We start from the raw sequence: 21,740 nt of genomic DNA, 5'->3' as shown, positions 1-21,740 counted from the left end.
TGGGCGATCAGCCCTGTGCGAAAGCAGTCACCACCATGTTCAACGCCCGTTCCGCCCACCTCAACCGCCGCGGCATACTCGCCGCGGGCGGCGCCCTCGGCCTCGGCGCCGTGCTCGCGGCCTGCGGCGACGACGACGCGAAAAGCGGTGGCTCGGCCGACTCCACGGAGGCCGCCAAGTCCGGCCCCTGGAGCTTCAAGGACGACCGCGGCAAGAACGTCGAGACCGACAAGGTCCCTGCGAACATCGTCGCGTTCACCGGCGTCGCCGCCGCACTCCACGACTACGGCATCGAGGTCAAGGGCGTCTTCGGCCCCACCGAGACCAAGGACGGCAAGGCCGACGTCCAGGCCGGCGACCTCGACATCAGCAAGGTGACCATTCTCGGCAACGAGTTCGGCCAGTTCAACGTCGAGAAGTACGCGACCCTGGCACCCGACGTTCTGATCACCACCATGTTCGACGACGCGGGCACGCTCTGGTACGTCCCCGAGGAGTCCAAGGACAAGATCGCCGCCCTCGCTCCGAGCGTCGGCATCTCCGTCTACGACCGTCAGCTGACCGAGCCGCTGCAGCGCATGATGGCGCTCGCCGAGTCCCTTGGCGCCGACATCAAGGCCGACAAGGTCACCGCCGCCAAGAAGCGCTTCGAGGACGCCTCCGCCAGGGTGCGCGCCGCGGTGAAAGCCAACCCCGGCATCAAGGTGCTGGCCGGTTCCGCGAGCCAGGACATCTTCTACGTCTCCACCTCGAACCTCTCCGTCGACCTGGAGTACTTCAAGGCACTCGGCGTCACCTTCGTCGAGCCCCCCGCCGACGTACTGAAGGCCAGCGGCGGCTGGTTCGAGAACCTCAGCTGGGAGAACGTCGACAAGTACGACGCGGATCTCATCCTGATGGACAACCGCACCTCGGCCATCCAGCCCGCGGACATCACGGAGGCAACGTGGAAGCAGTTGCCTGCGGTGAAGGCTGGGCAGGTCATCGCCCGTGACCCGGAGCCGATCTTGTCCTACGACAAGTGCGCGCCGCTTCTCGAAAACTTGGCGGAGGCCATCGAGAAGGCGAAGAAAGTTAGCTGAGCGGGGTTCGTCAACTGCGGGCCGGTTGATGGCTGGTCGCGCAGTTCCCCGCGCCCCCAAAAGGGGCGCCGATGCTGGCCAACCGCCGTGCAAGGGTTCCGGCCCGCACGCCGCAGGCAGAGACACCGGGGAGGGGGCGCCCCATAAGGGGCGCGGGGAACTGCGCGAGCAACCACAACGGACCCGCAGGTCAAACACCACAGCCACCCACCCGCCCCTTGAGGGGCGCGGGGAACTGCGCGAGCAACCACGACGCACCCGCACCCGCTCAACCGCCGGAGGCACCCGCGGGGAACTGCGCGAGCAACCACAACGGACCCGCAGTCGGCAGACAACAGCCCCCCTCCCCCTGACCCCACATCAGGAGCCCGCATGGCAACGGCCATAGCCACCCCGTACCGCTTCTTCGACCTCCAGGTCGTACGGACGAGGCGGCTCAGCCCCTCCCTCGTCCGCGTCAGCTTCGCGGCCAGCGACCGCAACGGCCTACACACCTTCGCCTCCAACGGCCTCGATCAAAGCCTCTCCCTCTTCCTCCCGCGCCCGGGCCAGGAAAAGCCCGTCATGCCGATGGAGTACGGCGAGGGCTGGCGTCAGGCCTGGATCGACACCCCCGAGGACGTGCGGGCCATCATGCGCTCGTACACGCTCCGCGCCCTGAGGCGAGACCCCGACGAGATCGACATCGACTTCGTGCTGCACGGCACGGAGCCGGGCGCCGAAACCCCGGCCGGCCCGGCCTCCCGCTGGGCCGCCGAAGCCAAGGCCCGCGACCGCGTCGTACTGCTCGGCCCAGCCGTAGCCGACAACACGGCGATCCGTTTCCGCCCGCCAACGGACACCGACCTGATCGTCCTCTGGGCGGACGAAACCGCCCTGCCCGCCGCCGCAGCCATCCTCGAGTCGCTCCCACCCGGGACCAGTGCAACCGCCTGGCTCGAAGTCCCGCACGCAGCCGACCGCCTCGACCTCCTCAACCCCGCCGAAGCCGACATCACCTGGCTCGTACGCGACGAGGGCTCCCCCATGGCCCACGAAGCGATCCGAGCCGCCCAACTCCCGCCCGCACAGGCCCCGTACGCCTGGATCGCCGGCGAGTCCGGCCAAGTGAAGGAGCTGCGTCGGCACCTCGTACGGGAGCGGGAGATCGACCGTCGGCGCGTCACGTTCGTCGGCTACTGGCGGCGCGGGCTGACCGAGGAGCAACTACGCGCGCAAGGAGAGTGACAGGGAGAGTGATTCACCCAACACGCACAGCCACCAAAGGCAACCAACGCGCAACTAAAGGGACATGAGGGAGCAGCGGGAGCCGAGAAGTTAGGTTAGCCTTACCTAAGTAAGCACCAAGCTCCAGCCCCAGCCCCACTCTGAAGGGCACCGCTCTCCCCACCCCCACCCTCTCCCGCCCCGGAGGAAACACCCCCATGCGCTCGCACCTGCTCAATGACACGACCGCGGAGCGGTACCGCAGCTCCGTGACCGAAGGAATCGAGCGGGTGGCGGCCAAACTCGCCACCACCGACCGTCCGTTCACCGGCGTCACGGTCGACGCCCTCGCGCCGCGCATCGAGAAGGTCGACCTCGACCGGCCGCTGCTCGACACCACCGCGGCCCTGGACGAGCTCGAAGAGCTCTACCTGCGCGACGCGATCTACTTCCACCACCCGCGCTACCTCGCGCACCTCAACTGCCCGGTCGTGATCCCCGCCGTCGTCGGCGAGGCCGTCCTCTCCGCCGTCAACTCCTCACTGGACACCTGGGACCAGTCGGCCGGCGGCACCCTCATCGAGCGCCGGCTCATCGACTGGACCACCGAGCGCATCGGCCTCGGCCCGGCCGCCGATGGGGTGTTCACGTCCGGCGGCACCCAGTCCAACCTCCAGGCGCTGCTGCTGGCGCGAGAAGAGGCCAAGACCGACTCGTACGCCAAACTGCGCGTCTTCGCCTCCGAGGTGAGCCACTTCAGCGTGAAGAAGTCGGCGAAACTCCTCGGGCTCAGCCAGGACTCCGTGGTCTCCATACCCGTCGGCCACGACAAGCGCCTGCAGACCGTCGCGCTCGCCCATGAGCTGGAGCGCTGCCGCCGCGACGGGCTGATCCCGATGGCCGTCGTCGCCACCGCGGGCACCACCGACTTCGGCTCCATCGACCCGCTGCCCGAGATCGCCGAGCTGTGCGACCAGTTCGGCGCCTGGCTGCACGTCGACGCGGCATACGGTTGCGGGCTGCTCACGTCACTCAAAAACCGTCACCTCATCGACGGCATCGAGCGCGCCGACTCCGTCACCGTCGACTACCACAAGTCCTTCTTCCAGCCGGTGAGTTCGTCCGCCGTGCTGGTCCGGGACGCGGCCACGCTGCGGCATGCCACGTACCACGCGGAGTACCTCAACCCGCGCCGCATGGTGGAGGAGCGCATCCCCAACCAGGTCGACAAGTCCCTGCAGACCACCCGCCGCTTCGACGCGCTCAAGCTGTGGATGACGCTGCGCGTGATGGGCGCCGACGGCATCGGCGAACTCTTCGACGAGGTGTGTGAACTGGCGCAGGAGGGCTGGAAGTTGCTCGCCGCCGATCCGCGCTTCGACGTGGTCGTCGAGCCGTCCCTCTCCACCCTCGTCTTCCGCTACATCCCGGCGGCCGTCGCCGACCGGGCCGAGATCGACCGCGCCAACCTGTACGCCCGCAAGGCCCTGTTCGCCTCCGGTGACGCAGTCGTCGCGGGCACCAAGGTCGATGGCCGCCACTACCTGAAGTTCACCCTGCTCAACCCCGAGACCACGACGGACGACATCGCCGCCGTACTCGACCTGATCGCCGGCCACGCCGAGCAGTACCTGGGAGGAGAGTCCCTTGACCGCGCTTCCTGAATCCGCGCTTCCCGAATTCCCCGCGAAGACCCACGACTTCATCGGGATCGGCCTCGGCCCCTTCAACCTCGGTCTCGCCTGCCTCACCGAGCCGATCACCGAACTCGACGGCGTCTTCCTGGAGTCCAAGCCGGACTTCGAATGGCACTCCGGGATGTTCCTGGAGGGCGCACACCTCCAGACGCCGTTCATGTCGGACCTGGTCACCCTGGCCGACCCGACGTCCCCGTACTCCTTCCTCAACTACCTGAAGTCCTCCGGGCGGTTGTACGCGTTCTACATCCGCGAGAACTTCTATCCGCTGCGCGTCGAGTACGACGACTACTGCCGCTGGGCCGCCGGGCAGCTCTCCAGCATCCGCTTCAACACGACGGTCACCGAGGTCACGTACGTCGATGACGTGTACGTCGTACGGACGGAAGCCGGCGAGACCTACCGCGCCCGCCATCTCGTGCTCGGCACCGGCACGCCGCCGTACATCCCCGAGGCCTGCCGGGGACTCGGCGGCGACTTCATCCACAACTCCCGCTACCAGCAGCACAAGCGGGAGCTGCAGGCGAAGAAGTCGATCACGCTGGTCGGCAGCGGGCAGTCCGCCGCGGAGATCTACTACGACCTGCTGAGCGAGATCGACGTCCACGGCTACCGGCTGAACTGGGTCACGCGCTCGCCCCGTTTCTTCCCGCTCGAGTACACCAAGCTCACGCTGGAGATGACCTCTCCGGAGTACATCGACTACTTCCACGCGCTGCCGGAGCGGACCCGCTATCGCCTCCAGTCGGAGCAGAAGGGCCTGTTCAAGGGCATCGACGGGGAGCTGATCAACGAGATCTTCGATCTGCTCTACCAGAAGAACCTCGGCGGTCCGGTGCCCACCCGGCTGCTCACCAACTCCGCACTGCGCAGCGCGAGTTACGAGAACGGCACGTACACCCTCGGCCTGCGTCAGGAGGAGCAGGAGAAGGACTTCGAACTGCACTCCGAGGGCCTGATCCTCGCGACGGGCTACAAGTACGCGGAGCCGGAGTTCCTGAAGCCCGTACGCGACCGGATCCTCTACGACGAGCACGGCAACCACGACGTGGCCCGCAACTACGCCATCGACACGACCGGACGCGGCATCTTCCTGCAGAACGCGGGCGTCCACACGCACTCGATCACGTCACCGGACCTCGGCATGGGCGCGTACCGCAACGCGTACATCATCCGCGAGCTGCTCGGCACCGAGTACTACCCGGTCGAGAAGACCATCGCGTTCCAGGAGTTCGCCATATGAGCACCGCGATTCTCGGGGCGCTCTCGCTGCGCCCCCTCGACCCGCTCACCGACGCCGAGTTGCTGCACTCCTGGGTGACCCATCCCAAGGCGGCCCACTGGATGATGCTGGACGCCCGGCTCGAGGACGTGGAGCGCGAGTACATGCGGATCGCCGCCCACGAGCACCACGACGCGTTCATCGGGCTGCACGACGGCGAGCCTGCGTTCCTGATGGAGCGCTACGACCCGCGGTACGTCGAACTCGTCGGCCTGTACGAGCCCGAGCCCGGCGACGTCGGCATGCACTTCCTGGTGGCGCCGACGGACACCCCCGTACACGGCTTCACCCAGGCCGTGATCACCGCGGTGATGGAGTCCCTGTTCGCCGACCCGCGCACCCGGCGGGTCGTCGTCGAACCGGACGTGACCAACACGGCGGTGCACGCGCTGAACGAGGCCGTCGGCTTTGTGCCCGTACGCGAGATCCAGAAGCCGGAGAAGCGCGCGCTGCTGTCCTTCTGCACGCGGGCGCAGTTCTTGGCTTCGCGAGGAGTGGCGATATGACCCGCGACATGACCCTGACCACCGACACCACGACCGCAACCGCAACCGCAACCGGACCGCATCTGTCCGACGCCGTCGCGCACCTCTCCCCCGAACGCTGGGCGCGCGCGAACCGCCTCCTCATCCGGAAGGCCCTCGCCGAGTTCGCCCACGAGCGGCTCTTCACACCTGAGGAGGCCGACGACGGCTCGTATGTCGTACGGAGCGATGACGGCCTCACCCGTTACCAGTTCGCCGCCATCCGTCGCGCCCTCGACCACTGGCAGGTCGACGCCAACTCGATCACCCGGCACCGCGACGGCAGTGAACTCCCCCTGCACGCCCTGGAGTTCTTCATCGAGCTGAGGAAGTCCCTCGGCCTGAGCGACGAGGTGTTGCCGGTCTATCTGGAGGAGATCTCCTCCACCCTCTCCGGCACCTGCTACAAGCTCACCAAGCAGCCCCAGCTCACCTCCGCCGAGCTCGCCAGGAGCGGCTTCCAGGAGATCGAGACCGGGATGACCGAGGGCCACCCCTGCTTCGTCGCCAACAACGGGCGGCTCGGCTTCGGGGTCCACGAGTACCTCTCGTACGCCCCTGAGACCGCGAGCCCCGTACGGCTGATCTGGCTGGCGGCGCACCGCTCGCGGGCGGCGTTCACGGCGGGCGTCGGCCTGGACTACGAGTCGCTGCTGCGGTCGGAGCTCGGGGACGAGACGCTGAAGCGGTTCTCCGTCACCTTGACCGAAAAGGGGCTCGACCCGGACGACTACCTGCTCATCCCGGTCCACCCCTGGCAGTGGTGGAACAAACTCTCCGTGACCTTCGCGGCCGAGGTCGCCCAGCAGCACCTCGTATGCCTGGGTGAGGGCGACGACGAGTATCTGGCCCAGCAGTCGATCCGGACGTTCTTCAACAAGAGCGCCCCCGAGAAGCACTACGTGAAGACCGCCCTGTCGGTCATCAACATGGGCTTCATGCGCGGCCTGTCCGCCGCGTACATGGAGGCGACGCCGGCCATCAACGACTGGCTGGCCCAACTCGTCGAGAACGAGCCGGTGTTGAAGTCCACCGGCCTGTCCGTCATCCGCGAGCGCGCGGCCGTCGGCTACCGGCACCTGGAGTACGAGGCCGCCACCGACCGCTACTCCCCGTACCGCAAGATGCTCGCCGCCCTGTGGCGCGAAAGCCCGGTCCCCTCCCTCCGCGAGGGCGAGCAACTGGCCACCATGGCCTCCCTCGTCCACGTCGACCACGAGGGCGCGTCCTTCGCGGCGGCCCTGATCGAGCGCTCGGGGCTCGCCCCGACGGAGTGGCTGCGCCGCTATCTGCACGCCTACCTCACGCCGCTGCTGCACAGCTTCTACGCGTACGACCTCGTCTTCATGCCGCACGGCGAGAACGTCATCCTCGTCCTTGAGGACGGCGTCGTACAGCGCGTGATCTACAAGGACATCGCCGAGGAGATCGCGGTGATGGACCCGGACGCGGTGCTGCCGCCGGTGGTCGAGCGGATCCGTGTCGAGGTGCCCGAGGACAAGAAGCTGCTGTCGATCCTCACGGACGTCTTCGACTGCTTCTTCCGCTTCCTGGCCGCGAACCTCGCCGACGAGGGCGTCATCGAGGAGGCGGACTTCTGGCGGACGGTCGCCGACTGCGTACGCGACTATCAAGCAGCCGCGCCTGAACTGGCCGACAAGTTCCGGCAGTACGACATGTTTGCGCCTGAGTTCGCGCTGTCGTGCCTCAACCGGCTGCAGTTGCGCAACAACGAGCAGATGGTCGACCTCGCCGATCCGGCCGGGGCACTCCAGCTCGTCGGCAACCTGAATAACCCCATAGCTGGGCTGTAGCAACAGACAGCCCCACCAGCAGGCGGGCGCCCTCACGTACGGTCCCAGGGGGCGCCCGCCGTCGTACAGAATTGCCGTATGGCGGAAATCATCCAGAAGGACGGGACTTGGACCTTCGACGGCGATGCCCTGCACCTCACCCCGGGGCGCGACAAGAGCGTGAGCCTGCTGCGGAAGACACTGGGTGAACTGACCGTCCCGCTGGGCGCGTTGGCGGGTATCTCCTTCGAACAGGGCAAGAAGTCCGGGCGGTTGAAGCTCCGGCTGCGGGAGGGCGCGGACCCCTTGCTGCAGGCCACCGGCGGCAAGCTCGCCGAGCCGAACGACCCGTACCAACTCGCCGTCGACTCCGACCGCTATGGCGTCGCCGAGTACTTCGTCGAGGAGATCCGCAACGGGCTGCTGCTGGACGAGGTCCCGACCACCGCCGTCGACCGCTATCTGGTGCCGGGCCCGTCCGTGCCGCTGTCGGTGTCCGCCGGGGACGGCACCGCGAGCTTCGACGGGGAGCGCGTACGGCTGGACTGGAACTGGAAGACGGAGGAGGCCAAGGCGGCGGCCGGTGCACGCACGATCTACTTCGCGGACATCGAGTCGGTGGAGTGGCACCCGGCGGTCGGCCTGGAGAACGGCTATCTCCGCTTCACCGTTCGCAACGCCCCGACCAAGGCGCCGCCGAAGTACGACCCCAACTCCATTGAGCTGTGGGGCTTCAAGAAGGACCCGCTGATGGCGCTGGTCGCGGCGGCGGTACAGGCCCGCCTTCCGCACCCCTCGGCGTCGTCCATCGAGGACCGGGTGCCCATATCGCCCAACTCCCCCGCCAAGGACGCCGAACCGCCCGCCGAGCCCGACCACGACGCCCTACTGCGCCGCCTTCGCGAACTGGGTGAACTACACAAGTCGGGCATCCTCACGGAGGAGGAGTTCACCCTGGCCAAGCAGGCCATCCTGAAGCGTCTTTGAGCCGGTCTCCGAGCCGCTGTAGATCCTTTACGGCCAACGCGGGTCCTTTGCGACAGTTCTGCCACGTTGCTGCCCGATACCGGGCAGATTTCTTGCGATCACTCGCCCCATCGTTCAGGATCATCGAGTGCACGACGAACTCGTTGATCATCTGACGCGCTCCACCGCCCTCAGCCGGGGCGAGGCTCTGCGGGTGATCCAGGACGTGCTCGCCTACTTCGACGAGACGACCGAGGAATACGTCCGTCGCCGCCATCGCGAGCTCCAGGTTCAGGGCCTGGTGAACGCGGCGATCTTCGAACGGATCGCGGCAGACCTGAAGTACCGCGCGGTCGCACCGCCCGAGCTCACGCTCCGGCAGCTGCGCCGCATCGTCTATGGCTAGATCGTCTAGGGCTAGGGGCCTTCTGTATGTGTGGAATCGTCGGATACATCGGCAAGCGTGACGTGGCGCCGCTGCTCCTGGAGGGCCTGCAGCGCCTGGAGTACCGCGGCTACGACTCCGCCGGCATCGTGGTGACCAGCCCGAAGACGTCCGGCCTCAAGATGGTCAAGGCCAAGGGCCGGGTCCGTGACCTGGAGGCCAAGGTGCCGGCCCGCTTCAAGGGCACCACCGGCATCGCCCACACCCGCTGGGCCACGCACGGCGCCCCTTCGGACGTCAACGCGCACCCGCATCTGGACGCCGAGGGCAAGGTCGCCGTCGTCCACAACGGCATCATCGACAACGCCTCCGACCTGCGCAGGAAGCTGGAGGCCGACGGAGTCGAGTTCCTCTCCGAGACCGACACCGAGGTCCTCACCCACCTCATCGCCCGCTCGCAGGCCGTGAAGCTCGAGGACAAGGTCCGCGACACGCTGCGCGTCATCGAGGGCACGTACGGCATCGCCGTGATGCACGCCGACTTCCCCGACCGCATCGTGGTGGCCCGCAACGGCTCCCCGGTGGTCCTCGGCATCGGCGAGAAGGAGATGTTCGTCGCCTCGGACATCGCCGCCCTGGTCGCCCACACCCGCCAGATCGTCACCCTCGACGACGGCGAGATGGCCACGCTGAAGGCCGACGACTTCCGTACGTACACCACCGAGGGCACCCGTACGACGGCCGAGCCGACCACCGTGGAGTGGGAGGCAGCCTCGTACGACATGGGCGGCCACGACACGTACATGCACAAGGAGGTCTTCGAGCAGGCCGACGCCGTGGACCGGTGCCTGCGCGGCCGCATCGACGACCGGTTCTCCACCGTGCACCTGGGCGGCCTGAACCTGGACGCCCGCGAGGCGCGCAAGATCCGCCGCGTGAAGATCCTCGGCTGCGGCACTTCGTACCACGCGGGCATGATCGGCGCCCAGATGATCGAGGAGCTGGCCCGTATCCCCGCGGACGCCGAGCCGGCCTCCGAGTTCCGCTACCGCAACGCGGTCGTCGACCCGGACACGCTGTACGTCGCGGTCTCGCAGTCCGGTGAGACGTACGACGTACTGGCCGCCGTGCAGGAGCTGAAGCGCAAGGGCGCGCGCGTCCTGGGCGTGGTGAACGTGGTGGGCAGCGCCATCGCCCGCGAGGCGGACGGCGGCATCTACGTCCACGCGGGCCCCGAGGTCTGCGTCGTCTCGACCAAGTGCTTCACCAACACCACGGTCGCCTTCGCGTTGCTCGCCCTGCACCTGGGCCGCACCCGTGACCTGTCGGTCCGCGACGGCAAGCGGATCATCGAGGGCCTGCGCAGGCTGCCCGCGCAGATCTCGGAGATCCTCGCGCAGGAGGGCGAGATCGAGAAGCTGGCGGCGGAGTACGCCGAGGCCCGCTCGATGCTCTTCATCGGTCGTGTACGGGGCTACCCGGTGGCCCGCGAGGCCTCGCTGAAGCTCAAGGAGGTCTCGTACATCCACGCCGAGGCCTACCCCGCCTCCGAGCTCAAGCACGGACCGCTCGCCCTGATCGAGCCCGCCCTTCCAACGGTCGCGATCGTCCCCGACGACGACCTGCTGGAGAAGAACCGCGCCGCCCTGGAGGAGATCAAGGCCCGCAGCGGCAAGATCCTCGCGGTGGCGCACCAGGAGCAGGAGAAGGCCGACAGGACGATCGTCGTCCCCAAGAACGAGGACGAACTGGACCCGATCCTGATGGGCATCCCCCTCCAACTCCTCGCCTACCACACGGCGTTGGCCCTGGGCAGGGACATCGACAAGCCGCGGAACCTGGCGAAGTCCGTGACGGTGGAGTAGCCCTCGTACACAGCGAACGGCCTCTCGGGTGTGCCACCAGCACCCGAGAGGCCGTTCCTGCGGGAGCCGAGGTCGCCCATTACCTCGGCTCGTGGCTGCCTCAGCCGGGAGCCGTCATCCTCCGGCCGGCAGCGCGTCGTGGGACCGCGGTGGGCCAGTGGGCCAGGAACGCCGTCGCGGTGTACCAGGCCACGGCGCCGCCCGCCACGGCGAACCAGCCGCCGACCTTTCCGAGCGCCTCGTTGTCCGCGAAGCTCGAGATGGCGAGCAGCACCAGCGCGACGAAGAACAGCCCGTAGGCGCCCTGTGCGAGCGGTCCGCGGGCCGCCGCTCCGAGGGTCAGGCTCAGCGCGACGAGTGCGAACAGCAGGAAGAAGAGCCCTGCGGCGTTGTCGGACAGCGTGCTGCCGGCGGTGACTCCCCAGTCGCCCGCCATCGCACCCCAGGCGAACCACAGGGCGCCGAACCCCGTGAAGGCCGTGCCGGTGACGATGTCACGGTCGCGGAACGCGAACAGACCCGCGATGAAGAGCGCGATGCCGCCTACGTACGTGGCGAGACCCACGGCGTCCGCCGCCGTCACGCCGTCGATCACTTCGGTGTGACCGAGGCCGAAGAACAGCAGGGTGATACCGAGGGCGAGATGACCGAGGGTGGTGATGGTGCTTCCCGCAGTGACGTCGTTGTTCACGGCGGGCCCCCTTTCATGCAGGAGCGCTTGCGCGATGCCCTATGCCGGACCGTGTCGGCCCGACGACCGGTTTGTACCCTTCACAAGGGTACAAACACCTCTACGCGCGAGTAGGTTTATGCCGCGTCAGAAGTGGCATCGGCCCTCGTCGCGCCTCGTCCCACCTGGGACAACGCTGAGACAACGGTCGGGGCGACGTCTTACGGGATGACGACGACGGGCCGCTGCGCCCGCTTGGCGAGCCGCCCCGCGACCGAGCCGAAGATCCGCCCGACGATGCCGTGCGTGGAGCCGACGACGATCGCGTCCGCCTCGTACTCCCGCCCGACCTCCTCGAGCTCGTGGCAGATGTCGCCGCCGCGCTCCACGAGGATCCAGGGCACCTCGGAGAGGTAGTCCGCGCAGGCGAGTTCGAGCCCGAGCACCTCGGTGCGGTGGTCCGGGACGTCGACGAAGACCGGGGGTTCACAGCCCGCCCACACCGTGGTCGGCAGCCGGTTGGCCACGTGCACGATGATCAGGCCGGAGCCCGAGCGGTGTGCCATCCCGATCGCATAGGAAAGGGCGCGCTCGCTGGACGTCGAGCCGTCGAAGCCGACGACGACGCCATGCTTGAACGCGGGGTCACAGGACTGACGTGTCTCTTCCGCCGCGAAGGGCTCGGACGCCGTGGGATCGACGACGGGGCGCTTGCGGTCCGCGGGATCGAAGAATTCTTGACCGGCCATGGCTGTCTCGGCGTTTGGATCCTCATGGGTGGGACGACAGGTGCTACGGAGCTGTGTCCGGGAATCATCTTCCCAACCCCATACCCCCAAGGGTACGGCGGCACGCCTCCTCTGCCCAGATCCCGCGACGGCCGCGGGAGGGTTCCAGGGAGCATGCACGAGAGGGTGCCCGCAACGCAATGGTTGCTGCCCCGTACAGGCTGTTTGCGCAGGGTTTTGATCGCCGTAGTACGGCAGTTGATCGGTCCGCTGCCGCTTGCATGGCGTGCTACGACCGCTCGGTTTGCCCCGGGACCTCTCGCCGGGCGGTGGATTTCGTGACCGCCGGGTCGGGCAGGCGTTGAACTCCGGTGAGCCACCGCTCCAGGGAGGCCCAAGCCACCGTCCAGGGAGGCCCACCGTGTCCGCACCCCAGCCCTCCTCCGGGAAGCCCGCCGCGCGGGACTCCGTCGGCGACTCCGTGAGCGATGTGGTGCGCTGGGCGGCCTTCAGCTGCGTACTGGTCCCCGTGGTGCTCGTCGGGTACGGAACCTCGCTGGCGGGCGCCGCCGGCACGGCCCTCGGACTGGCGGCGGTGACGGCGGTCTGCCGGGCGCTGCTGAGGCGCTCCGAGCGGTACGCGGCGGGCGCTTCGGCCAACGATCCGGCCGGGAAACGGACAGCCGGTCGCCGACGGCGCATCAGGGGCAGTACAGGAGCGCACAGAGGGGGCCGGAGAGCCCCGGAAAGCACGCCGGTCGACTGACCGGTTTCAGCTCACGCGCCCGGTGGTTTTCAGCCAACTTCCGGCTCCTGCGCATTCCTTGGCCTAAGGGGTCTCCACCCCCCGTTCCACCTGCACCGAAAGGGGTGCCAGGGGGCCTCACACCCTACGGGGACCGGCCACGGAGCTGAGGCGCACTTCCCTGTACGGCCCACGAGTGCAACGCTTCGTGATCGAATGCTTCACGCCAAGTTGTCATGTCGACAATCTGCCGAGTGCTGAACTGGTCACGTAGGCACCACGGGACACAGTAGATTCGATCATGCTGTCTGACGGCGGGGGACTCGTGCAGGACCGAGGGGAAACGTGTTGGAGCGACAGACCCGAAAGGTTAGGGGCGCCGCGACCACCGAGGGGGGCTTAGCAGTATGAGCCACGACTCCACTGCCGCGCCGGAAGCCGCGGCCCGGAAACTTTCCGGGCGACGCCGCAAGGAGATCGTCGCGGTGCTGCTGTTCAGCGGCGGCCCCATCTTCGAGAGTTCCATTCCACTGTCGGTGTTCGGGATCGACCGCCAGGACGCCGGCGTGCCGCGCTACAGGCTGCTTGTCTGCGCGGGGGAAGAGGGGCCCCTGCGGACCACAGGGGGACTTGAACTCACCGCGCCCCAGGGGCTGGAGGCGATATCCAGGGCAGGCACCGTCGTCGTGCCCGCCTGGCGGTCGATCACCTCGCCGCCGCCGGAGGAGGCGCTCGACGCACTGCGCCGGGCCCACGAGGAGGGCGCCCGCATAGTCGGGCTGTGCACCGGCGCCTTCGTACTCGCGGCGGCAGGGCTGCTGGACGGTCGTCCCGCGACCACCCACTGGATGTATGCGCCGACGCTGGCCAAGCGCTATCCGTCCGTCCACGTCGATCCCCGCGAACTGTTCGTGGACGACGGCGATGTGCTGACATCGGCGGGTACGGCGGCGGGTATCGACCTCTGTCTGCACATCGTGCGGACAGACCACGGAAACGAAGCAGCCGGAGCGCTGGCCCGCCGTCTGGTGGTCCCGCCCCGGCGCAGCGGCGGCCAGGAGCGCTATCTCGATCGGTCTTTACCAGAGGAGATCGGCGCCGACCCGCTCGCGGAGGTCGTCGCCTGGGCGCTGGAGCATCTCCACGAGCAGTTCGACGTGGAGACGCTGGCGGCACGCGCGTACATGAGCCGTCGTACGTTCGACCGCCGGTTCCGCTCGCTCACCGGGAGCGCTCCCCTGCAGTGGCTGATCACGCAGCGGGTGCTGCAGGCGCAACGGTTGCTTGAGACATCCGACTACTCGGTGGACGAGGTGGCGGGCCGCTGCGGCTTCCGCTCCCCGGTGGCCCTGCGCGGCCACTTCCGCCGGCAGCTCGGCTCGTCCCCGGCCGCGTACCGGGCCGCCTACCGGGCCCGGCGCCCGCAGTCCGACAAGCCCTCGGACCCGGAGGGACCGCCACCGCCACCGGCTGCTCCGCAGGAGTCCGCCTCGGTTCCCCAGCAGACCCGCCGCACGGCCGCCGCCCACGCGGTGGGCCCGACGGCGTCCGTCTCCACGGAGCCGGGCAAGAGCGGCACCGAGATGTACGCCAACGGCAGGCCGAGCCTGCCGGGACAGCGGAGCGCACCATAAGGGACGTAAGGCTGTAGCGGGGCGGGTCGCCCGCCCCGCTACAAGGGCTGCCCTGGTCCCGCGCCTGCCGCGGCGGTGGCGGCGGGCCGTAGGGTAAGACATATGAACGATCGCATGGTGTGGATCGACTGCGAGATGACCGGTCTCTCGTTGTCCGACGACGCGCTCATCGAGGTGGCCGCACTGGTCACCGACTCTGAGCTGAACGTGCTCGGGGAAGGGGTGGACATCGTCATCCGCCCGCCCGACACGGCGCTGGAGACCATGCCGGAGGTGGTACGTGCCATGCACACCGCCTCCGGTCTCCTCTCCGAGCTGTCCGCCGGTACGACCCTGGCGGACGCCGAGGAGCAGGTCATGGCGTACGTACGTGAGCACGTGAAGGAGCCGGGCAAGGCCCCGCTGTGCGGTAACTCGGTGGGCACGGACCGCGGTTTCCTGCTGCGGGACATGCCGGCCCTGGAGCAGTACCTCCACTACCGGATCGTCGACGTCTCCTCCGTCAAGGAGCTGGCCCGCCGCTGGTACCCCCGGGCGTACTTCAACAGCCCGGAGAAGAACGGCAACCACCGCGCCCTGGCGGACATCCGCGAATCCATCGCCGAACTCCGCTACTACCGCGAGGCGATCTTCGTCCCGCTCCCCGGCCCGGACTCGGAAACGGCCCGCGCGATCGCCGCGAAGCACGTCCTGCCTGGGGAGTAGCGCCTGTGCTGCGCCCTCGTAAACGCGGGCGCGAGCACCCCTTCCGACCCTGTACACTTTTTCTCGGCCGGTCGGGAAGTCCACGCGGACAACCGCCGGACATGGTGGGTGTAGCTCAGCTGGTAGAGCACCTGGTTGTGGTCCAGGATGCCGCGGGTTCAAGTCCCGTCACTCACCCTCGAGAATGAAGGCCCGGCCTGTACGAACAGGCCGGGCCTTCATCGTTCCCGAGCACCGCGAGATGGGCTCCGCTCACGACGAGTCGCGCTCCACCAACATCGCCGGAAGCACCAACTGCCGCTTCTCCAGGCCTCGCGAGACCGCGGGACGACGGTCCGCGATCTCGTCCAGCAGGAGGTCGAGCATCGCGCGGCCCATGTCCTCGATCGGCTGGCGGACGCTGGTCAGCGGCGGGTCCATGTGGCGGGCGATGGCGGAGTCGTCGTAGCCGACGAGGGCCACGTCGTCGGGTGTGCGGCGGCCCGCCTCACGCAGGACCCGGCGGGCGCCGGCCGCCATCACGTCGGAGCCGGCGAAGACGGCGTCCAGGTCGGGGCGGCGGGCCAGCAGTTCCGTCATCGCGCGGCGGCCGCCCTCCTCCGTGAAGTCACCCGTGATGATCAGTTCCTCGTCGACCTCGCGGCCGGCGTCGCGCAGCGCGTCGCGGTAGCCGTCGACGCGGCGCTGGGCGCCGAAGACGTCGAGGCGGCCGGCGATATGGGTGATGGTGCGGCAGCCCCGGGCGAGCAGGTGCTCCGCCGCCGCCCGGCCGCCGCCGTAGTTGTCCGAGTCGACGGAGGGCAGCGTCTCGTCCGCGGACCTGCGGCCGCTGATCACCGCCGGGATCTCCAGCTGGGACAGCAGATCCGGCAGCGGGTCGTCCGCGTGGACCGAGACCAGCAGCACGCCGTCCACCCGGTGCGCCGCCAGATACTGGGCCAGCCTGCGCCGCTCCCGGTCACTGCCCGCGAAGATCAGCAGGAGCTGCATCTCGGTGTCCGAGAGGGCCGCGCCCACACCTTTGAGCATGTCCGAGAAGTACGGCTCCGCGAAGAAGCGGGTCTCCGGCTCGGGGACGACCAGGGCTATCGCGTCGGTACGGTTCGCGGCGAGAGCGCGGGCCGCCGTGTTCGGGACGTAACCGAGTTCCGCGACCGCCGCCTCGACGGCCGCGCGGGTGGCCTCGCTGACCCGCGGGGAGCCGTTGATCACGCGGGAGACCGTGCCGCGGCCCACTCCGGCGCGCGCGGCGACCTCCTCGAGGGTCGGCCGCCTGCCGCTGCGGCCCCGCGCTCCGTGGACTACCATCCCCTGCCTCCCGTCCGACACGGCTCGCACCGCGTGTGGCCTGGAATCTAACAGTGTCGGTCCGTGCGCGGCTTCCGGCACTCATCTGCCGACGCCCGTACCGGACTTGATCACTCCCCAGTAGAGCCGCCAGGCGTTAGCTAACGGCCCGATAACTGAACACATATCTCACTGTCCGGTCCCTTGACACCCCCGCATCGAGCGGCGAACCTTCAACACATCACTGGTGGGAGCGCTCCCACAGTACCTGGCACATACACATCCCGCACGTTCCCCGCCCGAGCCGCAAGTCAGAACACACGGGCCCAGCAAGAGAGTTGGCCGGGGGGTCGGCACGTCAGGGCAACAGGAGGACGACAATGCGCGCACGTACCCGAACCGGCCGCCGCAAGGTGGTAGTCCTCGCGGCCGTGGCGTCGCTGGGCGCCGGGCTGCTGGCAGGTTGTGCCGATGACGGCGGCGACGAGGAGTCGCCTGGCAGCGGCAGCGGTGGCGGTAAGACCAAGATCACTCTGGGTCTCTTCGGCAGCTTCGGCTTCGAGGAGGCAGGCCTCTACAAGGAGTACGAGAAGCTCAACCCGGACATCAGCGTCCAGCAGACGGTGATCGAGCGGAACGAGAACTACTACCCGCCGCTGGTCAACCACCTCACCACCAACAGTGGACTGCAGGACATCCAGGGCATCGAAGTCGGCAACATCAACGAGGTCGCGAACACCTACGCGGACAAGTTGGTGGACCTGTCCAAGTACGGCAAGGAGAGCGACTTCCTCGACTGGAAGTGGAAGCAGGCCACCACCAAGAGCGGCGAGACGATCGGCCTCGGCACCGACGTCGGCCCGATGGCCATCTGCTACCGCAAGGACCTGTTCGAGGCGGCCGGTCTGCCCACCGACCGCGCGGAGGTCGGCAAGCTGTGGGAGGGCGACTGGGAGAAGTTCGTCGACGTCGGCAAGGACTACAAGGCGAAGGCCCCGAAGGGCACCACCTTCATGGACTCCCCCGGCGGTCTGCTCAACGCCATCATCGGCAGTGAGAAGGACCGGTTCTACGACTCCTCCGGCGAGGTCATCTACAAGTCGAACCCGGCAGTGAAGGCCGCCTTCGACCTGACGGCCGCCGCCGCCGAGGACGGGCTCGTCGGCAACCAGACGCAGTTCCAGCCCGCCTGGGACACGACGATCGCCAACAGCAAGTTCGCCGCGATGTCCTGCCCGCCGTGGATGCTCGGCTACATCGAGAGCAAGTCGAAGCCCGAGGACGCCGGCAAGTGGGACGTGGCCTCGCCGCCCAAGCCCGGCAACTGGGGCGGTTCCTTCCTGGCCGTGCCCAAGTCGGGCAAGAACGCCGAGGAGGCCGCGAAGCTCGCCGCCTGGCTGACGGCGCCCGAGCAGCAGGCCAAGCTGTTCGCGAAGCGCGGCAGCTTCCCGAGCGCGGAGGCGGCGTACGATCTGCCGCTGGTGACCGGCGCGAAGAACAAGATGACCGGTGACGCGCCGATCGGCGAGATCTTCGCTCCGCTCGCCAAGGAGAGCCCGATCCAGACCATCGGCCCGAAGGACCAGATCATCCAGCAGGGTCTGACCGACAACGGCGTGATCCTGGTGACCCAGGGCAAGTCGCCCAAGGAAGCCTGGGACACAGCCGTCAAGACCATCGACAACAACCTGGAGAAGTGACCGGTATGGCCACCCGGCACGACACCGCCGCGCCCCCCGCCAAGGGGGGCGCGGCCCCGGGCCGTCCTCCGGCCGACGCGATACCTCCGGACGTGGCGAAGAAGCGCGCCCGGCTCTCCCGCCGATGGCAGCGGGACCTGCGCTGGAGCCCGTACGTCTTCGTCTCGCCGTTCTTCCTGCTGTTCCTGGCGTTCGGCCTGTTCCCGCTGCTCTACACCGCCTGGGCGTCCCTGCACACGGTGGAGCTGACGGCGCCGACCGACATGGAGTGGGCGGGGCTGCGCAACTACACGCGCGTCTTCGACGACGAGTTCTACTGGAACGCGGCGCAGAACACCCTGACCATCGGCATCATCTCCACCGTCCCGCAGCTGCTGATGGCGCTGGGCCTGGCCCATCTCCTCAACTACAAGCTGCGTGCCTCGACCTTCTACCGGGTCGTGATGCTGGCGCCGTACGCGACGTCGATCGCCGCCGCCTCCCTGGTCTTCGTGCTGCTCTTCGGCCGTGACTACGGCATGATCAACTGGGCCCTCGGCATCGTCGGTATCGACAACATCGACTGGCAGAACGAGACATGGGCCTCGCAGCTCGCGGTGTCGAGCATCGTCATCTGGCGCTGGACCGGCTACAACGCGCTGATCTATCTGGCGGCGATGCAGGCCATCCCGCAGGATCTGTACGAGTCGGCGGCCCTGGACGGCGCCTCGCGCTGGAAGCAGTTCATCCACGTCACGCTGCCCCAGCTGCGGCCGACGATCCTGTTCACCGTGGTCGTGTCGACGATCGGGGCGAGCCAGTTGTTCGGCGAGCCGCTGTTGTTCGACGCCAACAAGGGCGCGTCCGGTGGCTCTCAGCACCAGTTCCAGACGCTCGGTCTGTACATGTACGAGCAGGGCTGGCTGAACCAGCACCTGGGCCGGGCCTCCGCCATCGCCTGGACGATGTTCCTGATTCTCATCGTGATCGGCATCGTCAACTACGTCATCTCGCGCCGGCTGCGCGCCAGTAGTTAAGGAGAACCGGCCGTGACGACGACCCTGACCAAACCTCCGGCGGATCCGGAGCCCGGACCGCCCAAGCGGCGCCTACGGGGGCCCAAGGCGGCGCGCGCCGGCGGGCACATGCACGCCGGGCCCATCGCGTACGCCATCCTCATCCTGTTCACCATCGGCTCGCTGTTCCCGCTGGTGTGGACGGCGATCGCCGCGTCCCGCGACAATGCGCGGCTGGCCGACACACCGCCGCCGTTCTGGTTCGGCGCCAACCTCTTCGACAAGCTCGAACTGGCCTGGACGGACGCCAATCTGGGCGAGGCGTTCCTCAACACCACGCTGGTGGCGGGCGTTTCGTCGCTGACCATCGTGTTCCTGTCCACGATCGCCGGTTTCGCGTTCGCCAAGCTGCGCTTCAGGGGCCGTAACGCCGCCCTGCTGATCGTCATCGGCACGATGATGGTGCCGCCGCAGCTCAGTGTGATCCCGCTGTACATGATGGTCGCCGAGCTGGGCTGGACCGATCAGCTGCAGGCGGTGCTGCTGCCATCGCTGGTGAACGCCTTCGGGGTGTTCTTCATGCGGCAGTACCTGCTCCAGGCGCTGCCCGACGAGCTGATCGAGGCGGCCCGTGTGGACGGTGCGAGCAGCTGGCGGGTGATCTGGCATGTCGTGTTCCCGGCGGCCCGGCCCGCGATGGCCGTCCTGGGCATGCTGATGTTCGTGCAGACCTGGAACGACTTCCTGTGGCCGTTCCTGGTGCTCACCCAGCTGGGCAACCCGACCGTGCAGGTCGCGGTGGCCGGCCTCGGCCGCGGCTACACCCCCGACCAGTCCCTGATCATGGCGGGCGCGCTGCTCGGCACCCTGCCGCTGCTGATCGTCTTCGCCATCTTCGGCAAGCAGATCGTCGGCGGCATCATGCAGGGCGCCGTCAAGGGCTGACCCGCCGACAGCCCCGCGCATGGGGGCCGGGCCACCGTCGCCCCGGCCCCCGCCCTCCCCCACCAACCCCTCGGCCTCCACGACCTCAAATGGGAGCGCTTCCATGCCTGAGCCTGTGACCTTTCCCCCCGCCTTCCTCTGGGGAGCCGCGACCTCCGCGTACCAGATCGAGGGGGCGGTGCGAGAGGACGGCCGTACGCCCTCGATCTGGGACACCTTCAGTCATACGCCGGGGAAGACGGCCGGTGGCGAACACGGTGACATCGCTGTCGACCACTACCACCGCTACCGCGACGACGTGGCCCTCATGGCGGAGCTGGGCCTCGGCGCGTACCGCTTCTCGGTGTCCTGGTCGCGGGTGCAGCCCACGGGCCGCGGCCCCGCCATCCAGCGCGGCCTGGACTTCTACCGCCGCCTGGTGGACGAGCTGCTCGCGCACGGCATCAAGCCCGCCCTCACCCTCTACCACTGGGATCTGCCGCAGGAACTGGAGGACGCGGGCGGCTGGCCGGAGCGCGACACGGCGCTGCGTTTCGCGGAGTACGCGCAGATCGTCGGCGAAGCGCTCGGCGACCGCGTCGAGCAGTGGATCACCCTCAACGAGCCGTGGTGCAGCGCCTTTCTGGGGTACGGGTCCGGGGTGCACGCTCCGGGCCGTACGGACGCGGCGGCTTCACTGAAGGCAGCCCATCACCTCAACTTGGCGCACGGGCTCGGTACTTCGGCCCTGCGCTCCGCGATGCCCGCCCGCAACACGGTCGCGGTGAGCCTCAACTCCTCGGTGGTCAGGACGGTTTCGCAGGACCCGGCGGATCTGGATGCGGGGCGGCGGATCGACGACCTGGCGAACGGCGTCTTCCACGGCCCGATGCTGCACGGTGAGTACCCCCAGACGCTCTTCGAGGCGACGTCCTCGGTCACGGACTGGTCGTACGTCCTCGACGGCGACCTCGAGCTGATCCACCAGCCCCTGGACGCGCTGGGCCTCAACTACTACACCCCGGCGCTGGTTTCGGCCGCCGAGTCCACCCCGACGGGTCCGCGAGCGGACGGCCACGGCGCCAGCCCGTACTCCCCCTGGCCGGGCGCGGACGACGTGATGTTCCATCAAACTCCGGGCGAGCGCACGGAGATGGGCTGGACGATCGACCCGACCGGCCTCCACGAGCTGATCATGCGCTACTCGCGCCTGGCCCCCGGACTCCCCCTCTACATCACGGAGAACGGCGCCGCCTACGACGACAAGCCGGACCCCGACGGCCGCGTCCACGACCCCGAGCGGATCGCCTACCTGCACGGCCACCTCTCGGCCGTCCGCCGCGCGATCACCGACGGCGCGGACGTCCGCGGCTACTTCCTCTGGTCCCTGATGGACAACTTCGAATGGGCCTACGGCTACGGCAAGCGCTTCGGCGCGGTGTACGTCGACTACTCGACCCTGGCTCGTACGCCCAAGTCGAGTGCGCATTGGTATGCGCAGGCGGCTCGCACGGGGGAGCTGCCTCCGGTGACCACTGAGTAGGGGAAACAG

Annotated in this window: 19 protein-coding genes and 1 tRNA gene; 17 read left to right on the top strand and 3 right to left on the bottom strand. The window is 68.4% G+C overall.

Annotated elements, in window-relative coordinates; all coding sequences use genetic code 11:
- Positions 1-35: 35 nt before the first annotated feature.
- The 9 genes from ACQEVY_RS30085 to glmS all read left to right on the top strand — a co-directional run bounded on the left by ACQEVY_RS30085 (position 36) and on the right by glmS (position 10,800).
- A complete protein-coding gene (locus ACQEVY_RS30085) occupies positions 36-1,082 on the top strand; it encodes an ABC transporter substrate-binding protein (RefSeq protein WP_432952500.1) in 1,047 nt (348 codons plus the stop codon).
- Between the two features lie 372 nt (positions 1,083-1,454).
- The gene (locus ACQEVY_RS30080; protein WP_432952499.1) at positions 1,455-2,309 is read left to right on the top strand and encodes a siderophore-interacting protein; all 855 of its coding nucleotides are present in this window, start codon (positions 1,455-1,457) and stop codon (positions 2,307-2,309) included.
- Positions 2,310-2,506: 197 nt separating this feature from the next.
- Complete coding sequence (desA, locus tag ACQEVY_RS30075; protein WP_432952498.1) at positions 2,507-3,952, top strand: lysine decarboxylase DesA; 1,446 nt, start codon at positions 2,507-2,509, stop codon at positions 3,950-3,952.
- Positions 3,936-5,228 (top strand): lysine N(6)-hydroxylase/L-ornithine N(5)-oxygenase family protein, encoded by a 1,293-nt coding sequence (locus ACQEVY_RS30070; RefSeq protein WP_432952497.1) that lies wholly within the window; start codon positions 3,936-3,938, stop codon positions 5,226-5,228. Before desA ends, ACQEVY_RS30070 begins: the two co-directional genes overlap by 17 nt.
- Positions 5,225-5,773 carry a GNAT family N-acetyltransferase gene (locus ACQEVY_RS30065; protein WP_432952496.1) on the top strand — a complete coding sequence of 183 codons (549 nt, stop codon included), beginning with the start codon at positions 5,225-5,227 and terminating at the stop codon, positions 5,771-5,773. The genes ACQEVY_RS30070 and ACQEVY_RS30065 overlap by 4 nt, the downstream gene beginning before the upstream one ends.
- A gap of 8 nt (positions 5,774-5,781) precedes the next feature.
- Positions 5,782-7,605: an IucA/IucC family protein gene (locus ACQEVY_RS30060; RefSeq protein ID WP_432955471.1), complete on the top strand. Its 1,824-nt coding sequence runs from the start codon at positions 5,782-5,784 to the stop codon at positions 7,603-7,605.
- 78 nt (positions 7,606-7,683) lie between these two features.
- Entirely contained in the window at positions 7,684-8,571 is an 888-nt protein-coding gene (locus ACQEVY_RS30055; RefSeq protein ID WP_432952495.1) for a DUF4429 domain-containing protein, read from the top strand.
- Between the two features lie 127 nt (positions 8,572-8,698).
- On the top strand, positions 8,699-8,956 hold the full coding sequence (locus ACQEVY_RS30050) for a hypothetical protein (protein WP_328771391.1): 258 nt from the start codon (positions 8,699-8,701) through the stop codon (positions 8,954-8,956).
- Between the two features lie 26 nt (positions 8,957-8,982).
- The gene (gene glmS, locus ACQEVY_RS30045; protein ID WP_432952494.1) at positions 8,983-10,800 is read left to right on the top strand and encodes a glutamine--fructose-6-phosphate transaminase (isomerizing); all 1,818 of its coding nucleotides are present in this window, start codon (positions 8,983-8,985) and stop codon (positions 10,798-10,800) included.
- Positions 10,801-10,900: 100 nt separating this feature from the next.
- Here glmS and ACQEVY_RS30040 read toward each other — a convergent pair whose 3' ends face one another.
- Both ACQEVY_RS30040 and ACQEVY_RS30035 read right to left on the bottom strand, forming a co-directional pair.
- Positions 10,901-11,491 carry a GPR1/FUN34/YaaH family transporter gene (locus ACQEVY_RS30040; protein ID WP_328771389.1) on the bottom strand — a complete coding sequence of 197 codons (591 nt, stop codon included), beginning with the start codon at positions 11,489-11,491 and terminating at the stop codon, positions 10,901-10,903.
- A 200-nt stretch (positions 11,492-11,691) separates the two neighbouring features.
- Positions 11,692-12,219: a universal stress protein gene (locus ACQEVY_RS30035; RefSeq protein WP_432952492.1), complete on the bottom strand. Its 528-nt coding sequence runs from the start codon at positions 12,217-12,219 to the stop codon at positions 11,692-11,694.
- Positions 12,220-12,619: 400 nt separating this feature from the next.
- Between ACQEVY_RS30035 and ACQEVY_RS30030 the strand changes: the two genes are divergently transcribed.
- The 4 genes from ACQEVY_RS30030 (at position 12,620) to ACQEVY_RS30015 (ending at position 15,459) form a co-directional block, all read left to right on the top strand.
- On the top strand, positions 12,620-12,964 hold the full coding sequence (locus tag ACQEVY_RS30030; protein ID WP_432952491.1) for a hypothetical protein: 345 nt from the start codon (positions 12,620-12,622) through the stop codon (positions 12,962-12,964).
- Positions 12,965-13,350: 386 nt separating this feature from the next.
- A complete protein-coding gene (locus ACQEVY_RS30025) occupies positions 13,351-14,577 on the top strand; it encodes a helix-turn-helix domain-containing protein (protein WP_432952490.1) in 1,227 nt (408 codons plus the stop codon).
- A gap of 102 nt (positions 14,578-14,679) precedes the next feature.
- Positions 14,680-15,282: an oligoribonuclease gene (gene orn, locus ACQEVY_RS30020; RefSeq protein ID WP_432952489.1), complete on the top strand. Its 603-nt coding sequence runs from the start codon at positions 14,680-14,682 to the stop codon at positions 15,280-15,282.
- A 104-nt stretch (positions 15,283-15,386) separates the two neighbouring features.
- Positions 15,387-15,459: transfer RNA gene (locus ACQEVY_RS30015), tRNA-His, on the top strand.
- A gap of 75 nt (positions 15,460-15,534) precedes the next feature.
- Here the strand turns inward: ACQEVY_RS30015 and ACQEVY_RS30010 are convergent.
- The gene (locus ACQEVY_RS30010) at positions 15,535-16,590 is read right to left on the bottom strand and encodes a LacI family DNA-binding transcriptional regulator (RefSeq protein WP_328771384.1); all 1,056 of its coding nucleotides are present in this window, start codon (positions 16,588-16,590) and stop codon (positions 15,535-15,537) included.
- Positions 16,591-16,949: 359 nt separating this feature from the next.
- On the opposite strand from ACQEVY_RS30010, the gene ACQEVY_RS30005 reads away from it, so the two are divergent.
- From ACQEVY_RS30005 to ACQEVY_RS29990, 4 genes are all read left to right on the top strand, one after another.
- Positions 16,950-18,269: an ABC transporter substrate-binding protein gene (locus ACQEVY_RS30005; RefSeq protein ID WP_432952488.1), complete on the top strand. Its 1,320-nt coding sequence runs from the start codon at positions 16,950-16,952 to the stop codon at positions 18,267-18,269.
- 5 nt (positions 18,270-18,274) lie between these two features.
- On the top strand, positions 18,275-19,285 hold the full coding sequence (locus ACQEVY_RS30000) for a carbohydrate ABC transporter permease (protein WP_432955469.1): 1,011 nt from the start codon (positions 18,275-18,277) through the stop codon (positions 19,283-19,285).
- Positions 19,286-19,297: 12 nt separating this feature from the next.
- Positions 19,298-20,209 carry a carbohydrate ABC transporter permease gene (locus tag ACQEVY_RS29995; protein WP_432952487.1) on the top strand — a complete coding sequence of 304 codons (912 nt, stop codon included), beginning with the start codon at positions 19,298-19,300 and terminating at the stop codon, positions 20,207-20,209.
- Between the two features lie 103 nt (positions 20,210-20,312).
- Positions 20,313-21,731 carry a GH1 family beta-glucosidase gene (locus tag ACQEVY_RS29990; RefSeq protein WP_432952486.1) on the top strand — a complete coding sequence of 473 codons (1,419 nt, stop codon included), beginning with the start codon at positions 20,313-20,315 and terminating at the stop codon, positions 21,729-21,731.
- Positions 21,732-21,740: the final 9 nt, after the last annotated feature.

The sequence above is a fragment of the Streptomyces sp. CA-288835 genome (genome assembly GCF_050936385.1).
GTDB lineage: Bacteria > Actinomycetota > Actinomycetes > Streptomycetales > Streptomycetaceae > Streptomyces.
Note: the sequence above shows the minus strand (reverse complement) of the source record. Positions and strands in the feature narration are given on the sequence as shown.

Coding starts and splice junctions, on each gene's coding strand:
- ACQEVY_RS30085 (WP_432952500.1), top strand. CDS start 36: ATGTTCAACGCCCGTTCCGCCCACCTCAACCGCCGCGGCATACTCGCC.
- glmS (WP_432952494.1), top strand. CDS start 8,983: ATGTGTGGAATCGTCGGATACATCGGCAAGCGTGACGTGGCGCCGCTG.
- ACQEVY_RS30060 (WP_432955471.1), top strand. CDS start 5,782: ATGACCCTGACCACCGACACCACGACCGCAACCGCAACCGCAACCGGA.
- desA (WP_432952498.1), top strand. CDS start 2,507: ATGCGCTCGCACCTGCTCAATGACACGACCGCGGAGCGGTACCGCAGC.
- ACQEVY_RS30055 (WP_432952495.1), top strand. CDS start 7,684: ATGGCGGAAATCATCCAGAAGGACGGGACTTGGACCTTCGACGGCGAT.
- ACQEVY_RS30010 (WP_328771384.1), bottom strand. CDS start 16,590: ATGGTAGTCCACGGAGCGCGGGGCCGCAGCGGCAGGCGGCCGACCCTC.
- ACQEVY_RS30035 (WP_432952492.1), bottom strand. CDS start 12,219: ATGGCCGGTCAAGAATTCTTCGATCCCGCGGACCGCAAGCGCCCCGTC.
- ACQEVY_RS30065 (WP_432952496.1), top strand. CDS start 5,225: ATGAGCACCGCGATTCTCGGGGCGCTCTCGCTGCGCCCCCTCGACCCG.
- ACQEVY_RS30005 (WP_432952488.1), top strand. CDS start 16,950: ATGCGCGCACGTACCCGAACCGGCCGCCGCAAGGTGGTAGTCCTCGCG.
- orn (WP_432952489.1), top strand. CDS start 14,680: ATGAACGATCGCATGGTGTGGATCGACTGCGAGATGACCGGTCTCTCG.
- ACQEVY_RS29990 (WP_432952486.1), top strand. CDS start 20,313: ATGCCTGAGCCTGTGACCTTTCCCCCCGCCTTCCTCTGGGGAGCCGCG.
- ACQEVY_RS30000 (WP_432955469.1), top strand. CDS start 18,275: ATGGCCACCCGGCACGACACCGCCGCGCCCCCCGCCAAGGGGGGCGCG.
- ACQEVY_RS30080 (WP_432952499.1), top strand. CDS start 1,455: ATGGCAACGGCCATAGCCACCCCGTACCGCTTCTTCGACCTCCAGGTC.
- ACQEVY_RS30025 (WP_432952490.1), top strand. CDS start 13,351: ATGAGCCACGACTCCACTGCCGCGCCGGAAGCCGCGGCCCGGAAACTT.